Consider the following 17,098-nt stretch of genomic DNA (forward strand, 5'->3'; position numbering starts at 1 on the left):
AGATGAATAATTTGATAGCCGCATTGAACCCAGTCGCATTGTCATTCGGTGGGTTGGAAATCCGTTGGTACGGTGTCATCATCGCGGCAGGCATCCTTATTGCCATGACATTGGCGACAAAAGAAGCCAACAAAAAAGGCTTGGATCCGGATTTCATTGTCGATATGATGTTCTGGACGATACCGATCGGGATCATCGGCGCCCGCATTTACTATGTATTGTTTGAATTGGATTATTATTTGCAGAACCCAGGCGAAATCATTCAGATTTGGAATGGTGGCATCGCGATTTACGGGGCATTGATAGCCGGTATTTTGACTATTTATTGGTATACGAAACGAAAAGGGATTTCCTTGGCATTGACGATGGATATTCTGGCACCCGCAGTCCTGATTGCGCAATCCATCGGCAGATGGGGGAACTTCATGAACCAGGAAGCGCATGGTGAGGAAGTCAGCCGCGCCTTTTTGGAGAATTTGTTCCTGCCGGAATTCATCATTGAACAGATGAACATCAACGGGATTTATTACCACCCGACCTTCTTGTACGAATCACTCTGGTCGTTGGCTGGGTTTGTGTTGATCCTGTTCCTGCGCAGAAAAGTGCAGTTATTGCGTGTAGGTGAAGTGATGTTCACTTATGTTATGTGGTACTCGTTCGGGCGCTTCTTCATCGAAGGCATGCGCACGGACAGCCTGTATCTTTTTGGACCTATCAGGGTTTCGCAGGCGCTGTCCATCCTGCTGTTCCTCGGAGCGCTGATGTTTTGGGCTTACAGACGCAGAAATAATTATCCGCCTGATCCCTTTTACACGAACATCAACAGAAAGGAAGCATAATAAAGGAATGAATTTCAAAACGGTTTTATTTGATTTTGACGGCACTATTGCCGACACGAACCGGCTCATCAGCGAAAGCCATTTTGTCGTCATGGAGGAAAATTTTCCGGGCCGATTCAAAATAGAGGAAATGGCCCAGTTCAACGGTCCCAGTTTAGAGGAAATATACGGGAATCTTGATCAAGGTAGACAGGATGAGCTGGTCGCACGCTACCGGGAAGTGATGCTGGAGAAGCATGATGAAATGATCGGCATGTTCCCGGGCATCAAAGAGGTGCTTGAGAATCTCAAACAGGCAGGCCTGCGCTTGGGCGTCGTTTCGACGAAGCGCAGCGATGTGCTGAAAAGAGGAGTATCAATCCTAGGCATCACGGATTATTTCGATACGATCATCGGCTCAGGCGATTTTTCGCTTCCGAAACCCGATCCGGAATCACTTTTTCTGGCTATGGATCGTCTGGACGCCGAAAGGGAAACCAGCGTAATGGTTGGGGACAATCACCACGATATAGTCGCGGGCAATAATGCGGGCGTCACAAGCATTTTTGTGGGCTGGTCCGAAAAAACGACTGCCTTCATCCAACCATATCAGCCGACAAAAATAGTCAAAGATCCACAGGAGTTGGAAGAGTACATTCTTTCCGGCGTGAGAGTTTAATGGAGGGGAAGAGAGCAAAATGAGACAAAAAGTTGCTGTACTAGGGGCAGGATCTTGGGGAACAGCCTTATCCATGGTATTGGATGAAAATGGACATGAAGTCCGTCTTTGGGGGAATGACCCGCAACAAATCAAAGAAATTAACGAGCAGCACACGAATGAGCATTATTTACCTGGTGCAAAGCTGAGTGAATCGATTGTGGCGTACACCGATCTGAAAGCTGCTATAGACGACGCTGATGCGCTCTTGTTCGTTCTGCCGACAAAAGCGATCCGTGTGGTCGCGAAAGAAGTCGCATCGTTATTGGATGGCCAAACAAGGCCGCATCTGATCCACGCCAGCAAAGGTTTGGAGCAGGATACCCATAAACGGATTTCCGTCATTATCCAGGAAGAGATTCCGGCAGAGAAATACGAAAGCCTGGTCGTCCTTTCCGGACCGAGCCATGCGGAAGAAGTCGCCAAAAAGGACATCACAACGATCACTGCCGCATCCCAGGACGAAGAGGATGCAGGTTATGTGCAAAAACTGTTCATGAATCCCTATTTCCGGGTCTACCGGAACACGGATGTCATCGGGGTAGAGTTGGGTGCTGCATTGAAGAACATCATCGCAGTAGGTGCGGGAGCGCTTCACGGATTGGGTTATGGCGACAACGCAAAAGCGGCTTTGATGACGCGCGGATTGGCGGAAATCAGTCGTCTGGGGATCGCTTTCGGTGCCGATCCTATGACATTCATCGGTTTGAGCGGAGTGGGCGATCTGATTGTGACCGGCACAAGCCGCCATTCGCGGAACTGGCGAGCGGGAGATCTGATCGGAAAAGGCCATGATCTGGATGAAGTGCTGAACAACATGGGGATGGTTGTTGAAGGCGTGGCGACAACAAAAGCCGCTTATGAATTGGCGCAGGAAAAAGGCATCGAAATGCCGATTACGGAAGCCATCTATAAAGTTTTGTACGAGAAAGTCGATGTCAAAAAAGCAATCGAGGAATTGATGCTGCGCGAAGGCAAAGCGGAGCAATCTTCTCAAAATGTGGAAAAGGGGAGCCAGTCAATATGAAAAAAGTCAGAAAAGCAGTGATTCCTGCTGCAGGATTCGGAACGCGTTTTTTACCGGCCACGAAAGCGATGGCAAAAGAAATGTTGCCGATCGTCGATAAACCAACCATTCAATTCATCGTCGAAGAAGCGATCGCATCTGGGATCGAAGATATCCTGATCGTAACCGGAAAAAGCAAACGCCCGATTGAAGACCATTTTGATTCAAATATCGAGTTGGAAGCGAATCTGCGCGAAAAAGGCAAAAATGAATTGTTGGAATTGGTTCAGGAAACCACCGGTTTGCGCATCCATTTCGTACGCCAGTCTTATCCATTGGGGTTGGGCCATGCGGTTCTGCAGGCAAAAGCCTTTGTCGGCGATGAGCCATTCGTGGTCATGTTAGGGGATGATCTGATGGAAGATGAAGTGCCGTTGACCAAGCAGTTGATGGATGCTTACGAGCGCACGCATGCTTCGAACATCGCCGTGATGGAAGTGCCGCATGAGGAAACATCAAAATACGGCATCATCGATCCGGATCAGGAACTGGAACCTGGCCTTTTCAACGTCCGCAGATTCGTCGAAAAACCGAAGCCGGAAGATGCTCCAAGCAATTTGGCGATCATCGGCCGTTACTTGCTGACTCCGGAAATTTTCGAAATTCTGGAAAATCAAAATCCGGGTGCCGGCGGGGAAATCCAATTGACCGACGCTATCGATACTTTGAACCAAACCCAGCGCGTCTTCGCAAAACGTTTTGACGGCAAGCGTTTTGACGTTGGAGACAAATTCGGTTTCCTGACGACAAGCATTTCCTATGGTCTGACCCATCCGGAAATAAAAGATAAATTGAAAAATTATCTGGTGGATCTGGGCGAAAAGTTGACTGCTGAAGATGAAGGCAAGTAGCCGATTAGACAATCCAAAACCAGTTGATTGTTGAATAGAATAACAGAGGCCGAGCCATCAATCGTTCTGCGATTCATGGCTCGGCTTCTTCACCATGGATTTGGCATCCTGAGCAGAATTGTGGCACAAAAAATAAAGTCAGAGTAAACTGTATAAGAACTAGATTCCGGCACCAGCCCGGAACAGACTTAACACCAGAAGGAGATTCACTAAATATGGAACAAACTGAAAAAATTTACGATGTCATCGTTATCGGAGCGGGTCCGGGGGGGATGACGTCAGCCCTTTACGCATCGCGGTCCAATCTGAGCACCTTACTGCTGGAACGCGGCATACCGGGCGGAGAGATGAACAATACTGCCGAGGTGGAAAATTATCCTGGCTTCAAATCAATTCTGGGGCCGGAACTGGCCGAAAAAATGTACGAGAGCGCCATGCAATTCGGAGCCGAGCATGCATACGGAGATGTGAAGCGTATCATCGTGGATGGGGATTACCGCATCGTTGAAGCCGGCAAAAAATCCTATAAAACACGCGCCGTCATCATCGCGACAGGTTCCCACCACCGTAAATTGGGGGTTCCCGGAGAGGATCAGTACAACGGACGCGGCGTTTCCTATTGTGCCGTCTGTGATGGGGCATTCTTCAAAGGCAAACAACTGGCAGTGGTCGGTGGCGGAGATTCGGCGGTAGAGGAAGGCATCTACTTGACGCAGTTCGCGGATGTCAACATCGTCCACAGACGTGATGAATTCCGTGCCCAAAAAATCATCCAGAACCGTGCCTTCAAGAATGAAAAAATCAGCATCACGTGGGATTCCGTTGTGGAAGAAATCAAAGGCGACGGACAGAAAGTCACGGGTGTCATGATCAGAAACAAGCACACCAATGAGATCAAGGAAAAAGCTGTGGATGGGGTCTTCATCTATGTTGGCATTTTGCCGCAATCGGATGCCTTCCTTGATTTGGGGATCACGGATGAAGAAGGTTGGATCATCACGAATGAGCATATGGAAACGGCCATACCGGGCATCTTTGCCATCGGGGATGTCCGCCAGAAACTTCTCCGCCAGATCACGACCGCTGTCGGTGATGGTGGGGAGGCCGGGAACCGCGCCTTTGCTTACATCGAAGACCTGCATGACCGTCTGGCAGCTGCTGAAGCGGCTGCCGAGACAGCGGACTGAAAAATTTTCACCAATACAGTCAATTTGTTGCCAAATGTATAAATATCACCAAAGTTCATGCTCTGAAATCAGAGCGTGAACTTTTTTTGTAGATTCCATATTTTTGCTCAATGGGCATGCAAATAATGTTATAATATGGCTAAACTAATATGGGAAGGATGATAAAAATGTCTTATCAAGAAACCATCGAACAATGGAATAATTTTGCCTTATTAGAACCTACATTAAAAGAAGAATTAAAAGCTTTGGAGGGAAATGAAGAAGCACTGAAAGATGCTTTTTTTGCTCCGCTGGAATTCGGCACTGCCGGAATGCGCGGCATCCTGGGAGTCGGCATCAACCGGATGAACATCTACACAGTCCGCCAAGCGACCGAAGGATTGGCTCGTTTGATGGAAGCAAAGGGTGAAGAAGAGAAAAAACGCGGCGTCGCGATCGCATACGATTCCAGACACCAATCTCCGGAGTTCGCCATGGAGGCAGCCAAAACTTTGGGTGCGCACGGCATTCCGGCTTTCGTTTTCGAAAGCTTGCGTCCAACACCCGAGTTGTCATTTGCAGTGAGACATTTGAATGCGCTAACGGGCATCATGATCACAGCGAGCCATAACCCGGCTGATTACAACGGCTACAAAGTCTACGGGGATGATGGCGGCCAGATGCCTCCTGCCGATGCGGACGCTTTGACCGATTATGTAAGAGCGATCGAAAATCCGCTGACGATCCAAGTGGGCGATGAAGCAGAGCTAAAAGCAGCTGGTTTGATCAAAATGCTTGGGGAAGAAGTCGACGCGGCTTACCTTGAGCTGGTCAAAACAGTGACTGTCGATCCCGCCCTTGTCCACGAAATGAGCAAAGAGATGAAATTGGTATTCACGCCGCTGCATGGGACTGGCCAGATGCTGGGTGAGCGCGCCTTGAAGAATGCCGGTTTTGAAGGCATCCACCTTGTTCCGGAACAGGCTGTAGCCGATCCGAATTTCTCCACCGTGAAATCACCGAATCCGGAAGAAGCAGGCGCATTCGAATACGCCATCAAACTGGGGACGGAACTGGATGCCGACATTTTGGTCGCGACCGATCCGGATGCTGACCGCTTGGGTGCAGCCGTCCGTAAAGCAAAAGGCGAATACGTTGTCCTGACCGGTAACCAGATCGCTTCATTGATGCTGGATTACTTGCTGCGCGCGAAAAAAGCGGCCGGCACATTGCCAGCCAACGGTACTGCCCTGAAATCGATCGTATCCAGCGAGCTGCCGACAGCAATCGCAAAATCTTACGGTGCGGACATGGTGGATGTTCTGACCGGATTCAAATTCATCGCAGAAAAAATCAAGCAATACGAAGAGGACCACAGCAAGGAATTCTTGTTCGGTTTCGAGGAAAGCTATGGCTACCTGGCAAAACCTTTCGTCCGCGACAAAGACGCTATCCAAGCTCTTGTATTGATTGCTGAAGTAGCGGCTTACTACAAGAAAAAAGGCCAAACGCTGTATGACGGCTTGGTCGAAATCTTCGAAACGCACGGCTATTATAAAGAACAGACGATTTCCGTCACGATGTCCGGCATCACCGGAGCAGAAAAAATCAAAGCGCTGATGGCCAAATTCCGTTCGGAAGCACCGGCGGACTTCGCAGGCATCGCCGTATCGATCACGGAAGACTTCGGCAACTCAACGAAGACATTCCCGGATGGCTCCACTGAAAACATCGATATGCCGAGCTCGAATGTGCTGAAATACTTCCTGGAGGACGGAAGCTGGATCGCCATCCGTCCAAGCGGAACAGAACCAAAAATCAAATTCTACATCGGTGCCAAGGCTGAAAGCCAAGCTGCCGTTGATGAAAAAGTCGCTGCTTTCGAGGCAAGTATCCGCAGCCTGACTGCAGAGTAATCCGAGAAAACGGCACAAACAAAAAAGAAGCCCGCGGGCTTCTTTTTTGTTTTGTTAGTGGACAGATCAGAAAGTTTTGGCCAATTGTTTGGCTTTTTCGATTGCTTCGGCTACGATTTCATCGGCACGGTCCGGGTATGTGTCCATGCCTTCAACGAACAGCTGCGAGATTTCTTCCACTCCCAGGAAGCGGAAAATGCTCTTGATGTACTGGCTGGCAGGGTCGCGTCCGTCGAAGATTCCACCGTTCGCTTGGATGTGCAGCAACTTTTTATCCGGGACCATTCCGACTGCTCCGGATTCCGTGTAACGGAACGTCTGTCCGGCGACCGTAATGGTATCGATCCAAGTCTTCAGGCGACCCGGCACATGCATATTCCACAAAGGATTAGCGATGATGATCTTATCCATCGCCAAAAAATCATCTGTGTAGTGATTGAACAGTGTCACTTTTTCCTGCTGCCTGGAAGTCAACTGATCAAAAAGCACGCCTTTCGACAACTCCTTCCAGGCAGTCAAAAGATCCCGATCGATTTCAGGGATGGCGACTTCATAAAGATTCATGTCCTTGATGCGATCGTAAGGATTCACAGCTTTGTATTCCTCCAGAAAAGCATCCAAAACTTTCATGGAACGGGAAACGCTGCTGTCGAACGGATGCGCGCGCACAACTAAAACTCTGGCCATAGAATAACCTTCTTTCCAATATTTTATAGTTACATGATACCATTTACATCCAAGGATGAGAAAGCATAACCACTGCCCGCACAGGAGAGAAGCAGCCAGGGGCAAAAAAGAGAGTTGCCCTTTTCGGGCAACTCTCTTCTGCATGTTCAATAACTGATTTAAGCGACAAATGCTTCCGCAGATACCGGCGTTTCATCGATGAAGAAACGTTTGTACCATACAAGGAAGATGTAGGCTGTCCAGATCTGACGGCCGTAATCCAATTTTTTCGTGTAGTTGTCATCGAGAATCTGCACCAGCTTAGCGGTGTCGAAAAATTCAGCCGCGTAGTCGGATGAGAAAGCTTTTCTGACTTCGTTGTAGAATTCTTCTTCACGCAACCAGTGACGGATAGGGGTAGGGAAGCCCAACTTCGGCCGTTTCGCCCATTCTTCCGGCAGGACATCGGCAGCTGCTCTGCGCAGCACATATTTCGTATCGATTTCGTTGACGCGGTAATCGGAAGGAATGCGTTTCGCCAATTCCATGACTTCTTTATCAAGGAAAGGTACGCGCAGCTCCAACGAGTGGGCCATGCTCATCTTGTCGGCTTTCAACAGGATATCCCCAGGCATCCAAAGGTTCAGATCGAGATACTGCATCTTCGTCACATCGTCCTGGCCTTTGACTTCGTCATAGATCGGTTTTGTGATCGTACGGATATCCGGACCGTTTTTGTAAGCCGGCTTCAGGATGTCCACAGCCTCTTCCTCGTCCCAGACGATGGCTTGACCGATGAAGCGTTCCTCAACTTTTTGGCCGCCTTTGACCAGGAAGGTCGTCAGCGTATTTTTCGGCAGTTTGTGGGCCAATTTGCCGATGCCTCTTCTCAGGCTGTAAGGGATCTTTTCGTAGGTCTCCATTTTCTTGGATGGTTCATACCAAGAGTAGCCGCCGAAGATCTCATCCGCGCCTTCACCCGAAAGCACGACCGTCACATCTTTCTTCGCCAATTCAGCCAAGAAATACAATGGAACGGAAGACGGATTTGATTGCGGTTCATCCATATGGTACTGGATGGTAGGCAGTGCATGGAAAGCTTCCTCCGGCGAAATGTACTTGCGGACATTCTCGATGCCCAGGATTTCCGAAAGATCGGCAGCCTGGTTGGTTTCGTTGAACATTTTTTCATATTCGGAGAAGCCGACCGAGAAGGATTTTTCCGGTTTCATCAAAGCTGTGACCAAGCTGGAATCGACGCCGCCGGAAAGGAAAGCGCCTGTCTTCACGTCACTGATTTTGTGGGCGCGGACGGAATCGGCCATCGTTGCTTTGACTTCTTCCACATAGCTTTCCAAAGTGCCGTTTTCGGCATGGAATTTCTTGTCCCAATATTCGACCGTATGGATATCGTTGCCTTTCAGCACCATATAGTGCGCCGGTTTCAATTTGTGGACGCCCTTGAAGAAGGTTTCGCCCATCGAAGAGTATTGCAGCGTCAAGTAAGGGCGCAAGGCATCCTTGTTCACTTCTTTGATGAACGCAGGGTGAGCCAAAAATGACTTGATTTCAGAACCGAAAAGCAAGCTGCCGTCGGTTGTGTTTGTTGTATAATACAACGGTTTGATGCCGAAGCCGTCACGGGCGATGAACATCGTATCGTTCACTTTATCCCAGATCGCGAACGCGAACATGCCGCGCAGTTGTTTCACGAAGTCATAACCGTATTCTTTGTAGCCGTAGATCAAAACTTCACTGTCCGTTTTGGAATGGAAGACGTGTCCTTTTTGCTTCAGATCTTCGCGCAACTCCTGGAAGTTGAAGATTTCGCCGTTGAACACCAATACCAAACTTCCGTCTGCACTGTACATCGGTTGCTTCCCGTTATCGGAAAGATCGATGATGCTCAATCGGCGGAAGCCTAACGTTACCTTGTCATCAGAATACATGCCGCCGCTGTCTGGTCCGCGGTGGACGATTCTGTTCATCATACCTTCAATTACAGTCTGATGGTTCCATGCAGTCGATCCATGGATGTATCCAACAAAACCACACATTTATACCACTCCTTAAGTATCTCTTGCTAGATCAGAATGTCTGTCCGTCTAGAGTCCAATCTATTCTATCACAAATGGAAAATCATTAAAAGAAATTATCAAATCGGGTACCTAGGCAGAGTTACCACAATTATCATAACTTACAGCCCAACGAAGAATAACAATTGGGATTCGTTGCTAAAAATGCTAGGATAGAAGCATAGGCAAACAGGATGTAAACGGAAAATGAAAACGTTTGCTCGTCTGGGTGTCAAAATCAGATGGAACAAAGGGAAGGTGAACGCAAGTGGAAAAACAATATGTGATGTCGATAGATCAAGGCACAACCAGCACACGTGCAATCATCTGGGACAAGAAAGGCACAATCATATCCTCTTCGCAAAGAGAATTGATGCAATATTACCCCGAACCCGGTTGGGTGGAGCATGATGCGAATGAAATTTGGATCAGCGTCCAGTCGGTTATAGCGGATGCCTTGATCAGAGGGGCCATCCGTCCGGAGGAAATTGCGGCAATAGGGGTAACGAATCAGCGCGAGACAACGGTTGTGTGGGACCGCGTTACTGGGATGCCGATCCATCATGCAATCGTTTGGCAATCCCGCCAGACTTCGGAAATCGCCGATAAACTAAAGCAAGAGGGCCATAACGATTTCATCCATAATAAGACCGGATTGATAATCGATTCCTATTTTTCCGCCACGAAAATCAAATGGCTGCTGGATCATATCCCGAATGCTCGTGAGCGGGCTGAAAAGGGGGAACTGCTCTTCGGGACCATCGATACGTGGATTGTCTGGAAACTGACCGGGAAAAAAGTGCACGTGACGGATGTTTCCAACGCCAGCCGGACGATGCTGTTCAATATTTATGATTTGAAATGGGATCAGGAGATCCTGGATTTGCTGGATATTCCGCGAACGCTGCTGCCTGAAGTCCGTTCTTCATCGGAAATATACGGGTATACGGAAGAGAACGATTTTTACGGTTCGCGTATCCCGATAGCCGGAATCGCCGGCGATCAACAAGCTGCTCTCTTCGGGCAGACCGGTTTTGAGCAGGGGATGGTGAAAAACACTTACGGTACTGGAGCGTTTATCGTCATGAATACAGGAATTTCGCCTGTGAAATCGGAGAATGGGCTGTTGACCACCATCGCTTACGGTCTGAACGGCGAAGTGAATTATGCTCTTGAAGGCAGCATTTTTGTGGCCGGTTCGGCCTTGCAATGGCTTCGTGATGAAGCTGAGATGATCCGGACGGCCGCGGAATCGGAAGAGTACGCCGAATTGCTCGAATCGAACGAGAACGTCTATATGGTTCCTGCTTTTGTCGGATTAGGTGCTCCCTATTGGGACCAGGATGTGCGCGGTGCTTTCTTCGGATTGACGAGAGGGACTTCAAAAGCGCATCTGATCCGTGCGACCCTCGAATCGCTGGCTTATCAGACGAAGGATGTTGTGGACACGATGCAGAAGGATTCTGGACTTGTCATCACGAATATGCGCGTCGATGGAGGTGCAGCGCACAACAACTTCCTGATGCAATTCCAAAGCGATCTGCTGAACACAACCTTGACCAGATCCAAAGTATTGGAGACAACCGCACTGGGAGCCGCATACCTCGCTGGATTGGCAGTAGGCTTCTGGAAGGACACCGACGACATTATCCAAAATTGGCAGCCCGACTGCGAGTTCCACCCGCAAATGGCAACGGAAAAACGCGAAGACCTCTATGCAGGCTGGCAAAACGCAGTAGCCGCCGCCCGCCACTTCACACATAAGCCAAAACGTAAGAATCTTTAAAATGCTCAAAAATAGACAAATGATACACCCGGTATGTTATAATAGGTGTATCTATTTTTTGACTGGAGGAATTATCATGGCAGACACTCTCGAATTGGTAGTCATAACGGGGATGAGCGGCGCCGGAAAAACGGTCGCCTTGCAGACATTTGAAGATTTAGGCTATTTTTGTATAGATAATATGCCCCCAAGTTTGTTACCGAAATTTTGGGAGCTTGTAAAGGAATCGGGTAAAATAAGCAGAATCTGCTTAGTGATCGATCTGCGCTCCCGTGCTTTCTTTGAAGAAATCATGTCTGCTGTGGACAGTTTGGACAACACTTCCTTCATCACGACCAAAGTCATCTTCCTTGATTCGAAGGACGATGTGCTTGTTTCCCGATATAAAGAGACAAGAAGAAGCCATCCCCTGACCCAATCAGGCGGAACCGTGCTGGAAGGGATCCGCAAAGAAAGGGAATTGCTTGAGGATATCCGCAATCGCTCGCAGTTGGTCATCGATACGAGCGAGACAACACCGCGCCAATTAAGGGAACGTCTTCTGGATACTTTCAAAGTCGACGATAAGGATGTTTTCCATATCGAAGTCGTATCTTTTGGTTTCAAGTATGGCTTGCCGATTGATGCCGACATCGTCATGGATGTCCGCTTTTTGCCCAACCCGCATTACGTAGATGAATTGCGTCCGTTGACGGGGCTGGATAAGCCAGTCTATGATTATGTTATGAAGCAACCGGAGACGGAAATCTTTTACAAGAAATTCATCGATTTGTTGGAATACATCATTCCCGGTTATAAAAAAGAAGGCAAGACCAGCGTGAATATCGCCATCGGCTGCACAGGCGGGCAACACCGTTCGGTTGCTTTGGCGGAACGTACCAGCCTTCAACTGAAGGGTGCGGGCTATCAAGTGAATACAACCCACCGTGATCGAAATAAACGCAAAGAGACGGTGAATCGGTCATGAGTCAAAATCCGAGCAGAACGAAGAAAATCGTCGTTATCGGCGGCGGAACGGGATTGCCGGTCATTCTGGAGGAACTGAAGAACCACAATACGGACATCACGGCCATTGTCACGGTCGCCGATGACGGCGGCAGCAGCGGAATCATCCGCGACCACGTCAACATTGTGCCTCCCGGAGATATCCGCAACTGTCTGATTGCGCTCTCCGATATGCCAAAACTGGAAAAGGACATTTTCCAATACCGTTTCGATTCAAAGGATTCCTTCATTTCCGGGCACGCTATCGGAAACCTGATCATCGTGGCCCTGACTGAAATGAAAGGGAGCATTTTTGATGCCATTCGGCTTTTGTCCGTCATGATGGGCGTCAAAGGAAAAATCTATGCCGCAGCTGACGAGCCGCTCTCACTCTACGCAGAGTTCAAGGATGGCACGGTCATTAAGGGCGAATCGAAAATCGCAAAAGGCCGCAAAAAAATCGAACGGGTGTATGTCAAACCATTGGATGAAACGAGGGAGGCCGTCGCTTCCCGTCACGTCATCAACAGTATCCTGGATGCGGATATGGTCGTTATCGGACCGGGAAGCCTCTATACCAGTATTCTGCCTAACCTGATGATCCATGACCTCGGCCAAGCAGTCATTGAGACCAAAGCCGAGAAAGTATATATCTGTAACATCATGACGCAATTGGGCGAAACAGAGGGCTTCAGCGATGCCGAGCACATCAAAGTATTGCATGACCATCTGAAAGCGAAATTCATCGACACCGTCCTGGTGAACACGGAAAAAGTTCCGGATGAATACCTCAATCAGCAAGCCGACGAAGAATATCTGCTGCAGGTCCGCCATGATTTCAAAGGATTGCGCGAAGAAAACTGCCGGGTCATTTCTGCCGATTTCCTGGATATGAAGAACGGCGGCGTATACCACGACGGCAAAAAAGTCGTTTCGGAACTGATCAATCTCATTTCCAATATCAAAACTATCTGTTGACCTTTTTTCTGATCGAAAGAAGCTGTCGGAAAGGAGGCGTATATGTCTTTTGCATCTGAAGTAAAAAAAGAATTGACGACATTGGAAGTGCACCGCGAGCATGCGAAAGCCGAGTTGACCGCATTGATCCGGATGAGCGGTTCGGTCAGCATCTATAATCAGGCTTTCGTCCTGAATGTCCAGACGGAAAATGCGGCAATCGCAAGACGGATGTATGTACTCTTGAAGGACCACTATTCATTCGAAAGCGAATTGCTGGTCCGTCGGAAAATGAAACTGAAGAAAAACAACGTCTATATTGTGCGCCTGAAACAAGGCGTCCGGGAACTGCTGAGTGATCTGAATATTTTCGATGGACTGTCGTTCAAGACGCAAGTTTCCGAAGATATCATGAACAATAACCAGAAGGAGCGCTCCTACCTGCGCGGAGCTTTTATGGCCGGGGGATCGGTGAACAGCCCGGAAACGAGCCGTTACCATCTGGAAATCTATTCCAATTATGAGGACCATAATCAGGACATCTGCGATATGATGAATCATTTCGATCTGAATGCGCGGACGATCGAGCGCCGCAACGGCTTCATCACGTATCTGAAGGAAGCTGAAAAGATCGCAGATTTTCTGGCATTGATCGGTGCCCATAATGCGATGATGAAATTCGAGGATGTCCGGATCATCCGTGATATGCGCAATTCTGTCAATCGTTTGGTGAATTGCGAGAACGCCAACATGAACAAGACGATCGATGCGGCTGCAAAGCAGGTCGCCAACATCGAATTCATTGAAGCGACAGTAGGTCTGGGGAAATTGCCGGACAAGCTGAAGGAAATCGCAGTCATCCGTTTGGAGAATCCCGACATCAGCCTCAAAGAGCTCGGCGAAATGATCCCGAGCGGAGCCATCTCAAAATCCGGTATCAATCACCGTTTGCGAAAAATAAACGATTACGCGGATTCGCTGCGGATGGGGAAAGCCATCCGCTGATTAGTTCAAGTAAACCTTGAGACGAAAGTCTTCAGGTTTATTTTTTTTGATTAAAAAGCAGCTCTCCTTTTTTGCGGATACTATAGACAGTAAGTCAAGCTGAAGGAGGAATGAAAGGATGAATCAAGTATCATTGATCGGGCGGCTGGTGCGGCCCATCCAAGTGCAACAGGTGAATGGCGAAAGGCAAGTCTGCAACAATACGCTGGCGGTGCAGCGGCTCAGGAAAGCGGATGAAGGCCAACCGCAGGCGGATTTCATACCTGTGGTGTTTTGGGGAGCAACTGCAAATCTGGTTGAACAGTATTGCGCCAAAGGCAACCAGATCGGTGTCAACGGCCATTTGGTTTCGCGTTCCTACGTCAATAAGCAGGAGCAGCACGTCTATGTCGTCGAATTGGTAGTGGAAGAATTGTATTTTGTGGAAGCGAAAAGAGAACAGGAAGCGGTCTGATGCTTCCACCCAAAAGTCCCGGATTCCGGGGCTTTTTCTGTCGGAAACAGCGATTTTCTTATTTATTCATATAAACTTCAAAGGTGTGTGGTATCGTAGACTGGAAATGATGCCGCTTATCGGAAAAAAAGATATAATGGAAGAAATGAAAAGGAGAGTCGCTATGGAAATTTTGATGATAGAAGACAACGAAGCCGTCTGCGAAATGATGGCGATGTTTTTTGAGAATGAAGGCTGGCAAGCTGCTTTCAAACATGACGGGGAAGAAGGGCTGGAGGCATTCGCGGCAGCTGAAAGAAAATGGGATATGATTATCCTCGATCTGAACTTGCCGAGCATGGATGGTATGCAGGTGTGCCGTGAAATAAGGAAAATCTCCCAGTTTGTGCCGATCATCATGCTGACGGCACGTGATTCGGAGAGTGACCAGGTCATCGGTCTGGAAATCGGGGCGGATGAGTACGTCACGAAGCCGTTCAGCCCGTTGACCTTGATAGCCCGCATCAAAGCGATGCACCGTCGCGCTAATGTAGATCATTCGCAGGTGCAGGCTACAGATGATTTCGATGTGCTCACCGACCATGTCAAAATCAGCACGATCACGCGCGAAGCTTATCTTGACGGGAACCAGATCGAAAGTCTGACGCCGAAGGAATTCGAACTTTTCGCGTTGCTGGCCGAACACCCGAAGCAAGTATTTTCGAGGGAACATCTTTTGACCCGTATCTGGGAAGATCCTTATTATGGGGATGAGCGCACAATTGATGCCCATATCAAGAAGTTGAGGCAAAAAATAGAAGCGGTCGGACCGCAAGTGATCCAAACGGTTTGGGGAGTCGGCTACAAATTCGACGACAGCGGAGTCGAGGAAAAATGAAGTACGTTTATCAACAAATCCTGGCTTTTTTCACCTTGATTCTAATAACCGTCAGTACGACAGGCATCCTGATCATCCAATACGTCACCAGCAATGTCTACGATGAGAAAGAGGCGCAGCTGTATGGCTATGCCGAATCCATCATCGATCAGAACATGACAATCCAGCAACTGGAAAGCGGCTCGACTTTGGTGTCCAACCAGGACGTCTCGTTTGCCATCTTCGATGCGGAAGATCATATGGTTTATCCACAAGCAACGGATCTGTATACGAGCGGAATCAGTACGGAGGATTTTGAGAGGCTCTCAGAAGGGGAACGGATTTCATTGACGGAACGGGATCGTGGTTTCCTGAACGAAAAGAAGCGCTTCTTGACGGTCTATCTCCCGCTGTTTAATGCGACTACAGCCGAGTTCACAGGCTTCATAGCGGTCGGATCGCCGGTAAAAGGCATCGAGGATGAAATCAACGAAATTGAGCACAACCTGCTTGTGGCTGTGCTGACTTCCGGTGGCATCGCGATCGTCTTGAGCCTCGGCATCGCCAATTATCTGACAAGGCGCATCAAACGCATGCGGAGGGCCACCCATGAGATTGCTTCAGGAAATTTTGATATCTCGCTGGAGAATCATCACAAAGATGAATTTGATGAACTGTCTGAAGATTTCAACCAAATGGCAAGGTCCCTGAAAGCCTCCAATGAAGAAGTCGAACGTCAAGAGAATTTAAGGCGTCAGTTCATGATGGATGTTGCCCACGAGATGCGCACGCCGCTGACGACGATCAACGGCATCCTGGAAGGGATCCAGCACCATATGATCCCTGCAGGAAGCCGGGACCGGAGCATGCAGCTGATGCAGAAAGAAACCAAAAGGCTGATCCGTTTGGTGAACGAAAACTTGGACTATGAAAAGATCCGCTCCAATCAGATTGTTTTAGTGAAGCAGGAGTTTTCCGCCAAGGAAGCGTTGGAGAATGTTGCGGAACAGATGCGGGCAAAAGCGCATGAGAAGGATGACTTGATCATCGTCAAAGTGGATGCCGCGGACCGGATCTACGCGGACTATGACCGTTTTATCCAGATCATGGTGAACCTCACCCAAAACGCAATCCAGTTCACGAAAAACGGCACAATCACCTTGTCGTCGTTCCCGGATGGCAAGAAACAGATCATCCAGGTCAAGGACACGGGCATCGGCATCGAAAAGAAGGATATCACGAGTATTTGGGAAAGGTTCTACAAAGTGGACGTTTCCAGGAAGAACACAAAATTCGGCGAATCGGGAATCGGTTTGGCGGTGGTACAATCCTTAGTGATGAACCATAAAGGGACCGTCGACGTGGAGAGTAATCCAGGCGAGGGAACAACCTTCACGATAGCTTTGCCCACCAAAGCAGGATTAGAAGAAGACAATTAAAAAAAGAGCTGCCGGAATAATATTGGTATGCCACCCGTCAATAGGACAGTAAAATATTTAAACAGTTTTACAGACTGCTCCCCGTAATGTGGGGGCAGTTTTTTTCGTTTTTAACCCTGCCGCGCTTACGCTTGGCGGCCCACACGTTTTATGAGCGAAGCACAAAACGCTTCACTCATAAAACGTGAGGGTTCATTAGGCTGCCTCGAAATACTGATCATGAAACTCCATTGGAGTCATGATATGCAGCTTCCTTTGAATGCGTCTATTATTGTAATATTCCATATAGTTGTGAATCATATCAATCAAAGAAGAACGACTAGTAAATTTACGACGGTAAT

General features: G+C 48.5%; 16 protein-coding genes. 14 read left to right on the forward strand and 2 right to left on the reverse strand.

Annotated elements, in window-relative coordinates:
* Window positions 1-2: 2 nt before the first annotated feature.
* The 6 genes from lgt to BM184_RS10615 all read left to right on the forward strand — a co-directional run bounded on the left by lgt (window position 3) and on the right by BM184_RS10615 (window position 6,535).
* Complete coding sequence (lgt, locus tag BM184_RS10590; protein ID WP_086943720.1) at window positions 3-839, forward strand: prolipoprotein diacylglyceryl transferase; 837 nt, start codon at window positions 3-5, stop codon at window positions 837-839.
* Between the two features lie 7 nt (window positions 840-846).
* Window positions 847-1,497: an HAD-IA family hydrolase gene (locus BM184_RS10595; RefSeq protein WP_086943721.1), complete on the forward strand. Its 651-nt coding sequence runs from the start codon at window positions 847-849 to the stop codon at window positions 1,495-1,497.
* A 19-nt stretch (window positions 1,498-1,516) separates the two neighbouring features.
* A complete protein-coding gene (locus BM184_RS10600; RefSeq protein WP_086943722.1) occupies window positions 1,517-2,563 on the forward strand; it encodes an NAD(P)H-dependent glycerol-3-phosphate dehydrogenase in 1,047 nt (348 codons plus the stop codon).
* Complete coding sequence (gene galU / locus BM184_RS10605; RefSeq protein ID WP_086943723.1) at window positions 2,560-3,453, forward strand: UTP--glucose-1-phosphate uridylyltransferase GalU; 894 nt, start codon at window positions 2,560-2,562, stop codon at window positions 3,451-3,453. The genes BM184_RS10600 and galU overlap by 4 nt, the downstream gene beginning before the upstream one ends.
* 215 nt (window positions 3,454-3,668) lie before the next feature.
* Window positions 3,669-4,640 (forward strand): thioredoxin-disulfide reductase, encoded by a 972-nt coding sequence (gene trxB / locus BM184_RS10610; protein ID WP_086943724.1) that lies wholly within the window; start codon window positions 3,669-3,671, stop codon window positions 4,638-4,640.
* A 167-nt stretch (window positions 4,641-4,807) separates the two neighbouring features.
* Window positions 4,808-6,535, forward strand: coding sequence for a phospho-sugar mutase (locus tag BM184_RS10615; protein WP_086943725.1), 1,728 nt, complete (start codon window positions 4,808-4,810; stop codon window positions 6,533-6,535).
* A 66-nt stretch (window positions 6,536-6,601) separates the two neighbouring features.
* Here the strand turns inward: BM184_RS10615 and BM184_RS10620 are convergent, their stop codons facing one another.
* A complete protein-coding gene (locus BM184_RS10620; protein ID WP_086943726.1) occupies window positions 6,602-7,222 on the reverse strand; it encodes an NAD(P)H-dependent oxidoreductase in 621 nt (206 codons plus the stop codon).
* Between the two features lie 158 nt (window positions 7,223-7,380).
* Window positions 7,381-9,258, reverse strand: coding sequence for an asparagine synthase (glutamine-hydrolyzing) (asnB, locus tag BM184_RS10625; RefSeq protein WP_086943727.1), 1,878 nt, complete (start codon window positions 9,256-9,258; stop codon window positions 7,381-7,383).
* A 286-nt stretch (window positions 9,259-9,544) separates the two neighbouring features.
* Here asnB and glpK point away from each other — a divergent pair, with 286 nt between their 5' ends.
* The 8 genes from glpK to BM184_RS15750 form a co-directional block, all read left to right on the forward strand.
* Window positions 9,545-11,062, forward strand: coding sequence for a glycerol kinase GlpK (gene glpK / locus BM184_RS10630; protein ID WP_256213122.1), 1,518 nt, complete (start codon window positions 9,545-9,547; stop codon window positions 11,060-11,062).
* 76 nt (window positions 11,063-11,138) lie between these two features.
* The gene (gene rapZ / locus BM184_RS10635) at window positions 11,139-12,029 is read left to right on the forward strand and encodes an RNase adapter RapZ (protein ID WP_086943728.1); all 891 of its coding nucleotides are present in this window, start codon (window positions 11,139-11,141) and stop codon (window positions 12,027-12,029) included.
* Window positions 12,026-13,024 carry a gluconeogenesis factor YvcK family protein gene (locus BM184_RS10640; RefSeq protein WP_086943729.1) on the forward strand — a complete coding sequence of 333 codons (999 nt, stop codon included), beginning with the start codon at window positions 12,026-12,028 and terminating at the stop codon, window positions 13,022-13,024. The genes rapZ and BM184_RS10640 overlap by 4 nt, the downstream gene beginning before the upstream one ends.
* 42 nt (window positions 13,025-13,066) lie before the next feature.
* Window positions 13,067-14,008: a DNA-binding protein WhiA gene (whiA, locus tag BM184_RS10645; protein ID WP_086943730.1), complete on the forward strand. Its 942-nt coding sequence runs from the start codon at window positions 13,067-13,069 to the stop codon at window positions 14,006-14,008.
* Window positions 14,009-14,126: 118 nt separating this feature from the next.
* Entirely contained in the window at window positions 14,127-14,462 is a 336-nt protein-coding gene (locus BM184_RS10650) for a single-stranded DNA-binding protein (protein WP_086943731.1), read from the forward strand.
* Window positions 14,463-14,625: 163 nt separating this feature from the next.
* The gene (locus BM184_RS10655) at window positions 14,626-15,339 is read left to right on the forward strand and encodes a response regulator transcription factor (RefSeq protein ID WP_086943732.1); all 714 of its coding nucleotides are present in this window, start codon (window positions 14,626-14,628) and stop codon (window positions 15,337-15,339) included.
* Window positions 15,336-16,757: a sensor histidine kinase gene (locus BM184_RS10660; RefSeq protein ID WP_086943733.1), complete on the forward strand. Its 1,422-nt coding sequence runs from the start codon at window positions 15,336-15,338 to the stop codon at window positions 16,755-16,757. The genes BM184_RS10655 and BM184_RS10660 overlap by 4 nt, the downstream gene beginning before the upstream one ends.
* Window positions 16,758-16,907: 150 nt before the next feature.
* A partial coding sequence (locus tag BM184_RS15750; RefSeq protein WP_256213035.1) for a hypothetical protein occupies window positions 16,908-17,098 on the forward strand: 191 nt, incomplete at its 3' end.

Source organism: Trichococcus pasteurii, assembly GCF_900112935.1.
GTDB lineage: Bacteria > Bacillota > Bacilli > Lactobacillales > Aerococcaceae > Trichococcus > Trichococcus pasteurii.

What these genes read in the sequence shown, in the direction of transcription:
- lgt (WP_086943720.1), top strand. Translation starts at nt 3, where the DNA reads ATGAATAATTTGATAGCCGCATTGAACCCAGTCGCATTGTCATTCGGT.
- BM184_RS10595 (WP_086943721.1), top strand. Translation starts at nt 847, where the DNA reads ATGAATTTCAAAACGGTTTTATTTGATTTTGACGGCACTATTGCCGAC.
- BM184_RS10600 (WP_086943722.1), top strand. Translation starts at nt 1,517, where the DNA reads ATGAGACAAAAAGTTGCTGTACTAGGGGCAGGATCTTGGGGAACAGCC.
- galU (WP_086943723.1), top strand. Translation starts at nt 2,560, where the DNA reads ATGAAAAAAGTCAGAAAAGCAGTGATTCCTGCTGCAGGATTCGGAACG.
- trxB (WP_086943724.1), top strand. Translation starts at nt 3,669, where the DNA reads ATGGAACAAACTGAAAAAATTTACGATGTCATCGTTATCGGAGCGGGT.
- BM184_RS10615 (WP_086943725.1), top strand. Translation starts at nt 4,808, where the DNA reads ATGTCTTATCAAGAAACCATCGAACAATGGAATAATTTTGCCTTATTA.
- BM184_RS10620 (WP_086943726.1), bottom strand. Translation starts at nt 7,222, where the DNA reads ATGGCCAGAGTTTTAGTTGTGCGCGCGCATCCGTTCGACAGCAGCGTT.
- asnB (WP_086943727.1), bottom strand. Translation starts at nt 9,258, where the DNA reads ATGTGTGGTTTTGTTGGATACATCCATGGATCGACTGCATGGAACCAT.
- rapZ (WP_086943728.1), top strand. Translation starts at nt 11,139, where the DNA reads ATGGCAGACACTCTCGAATTGGTAGTCATAACGGGGATGAGCGGCGCC.
- BM184_RS10640 (WP_086943729.1), top strand. Translation starts at nt 12,026, where the DNA reads ATGAGTCAAAATCCGAGCAGAACGAAGAAAATCGTCGTTATCGGCGGC.
- whiA (WP_086943730.1), top strand. Translation starts at nt 13,067, where the DNA reads ATGTCTTTTGCATCTGAAGTAAAAAAAGAATTGACGACATTGGAAGTG.
- BM184_RS10650 (WP_086943731.1), top strand. Translation starts at nt 14,127, where the DNA reads ATGAATCAAGTATCATTGATCGGGCGGCTGGTGCGGCCCATCCAAGTG.
- BM184_RS10655 (WP_086943732.1), top strand. Translation starts at nt 14,626, where the DNA reads ATGGAAATTTTGATGATAGAAGACAACGAAGCCGTCTGCGAAATGATG.
- BM184_RS10660 (WP_086943733.1), top strand. Translation starts at nt 15,336, where the DNA reads ATGAAGTACGTTTATCAACAAATCCTGGCTTTTTTCACCTTGATTCTA.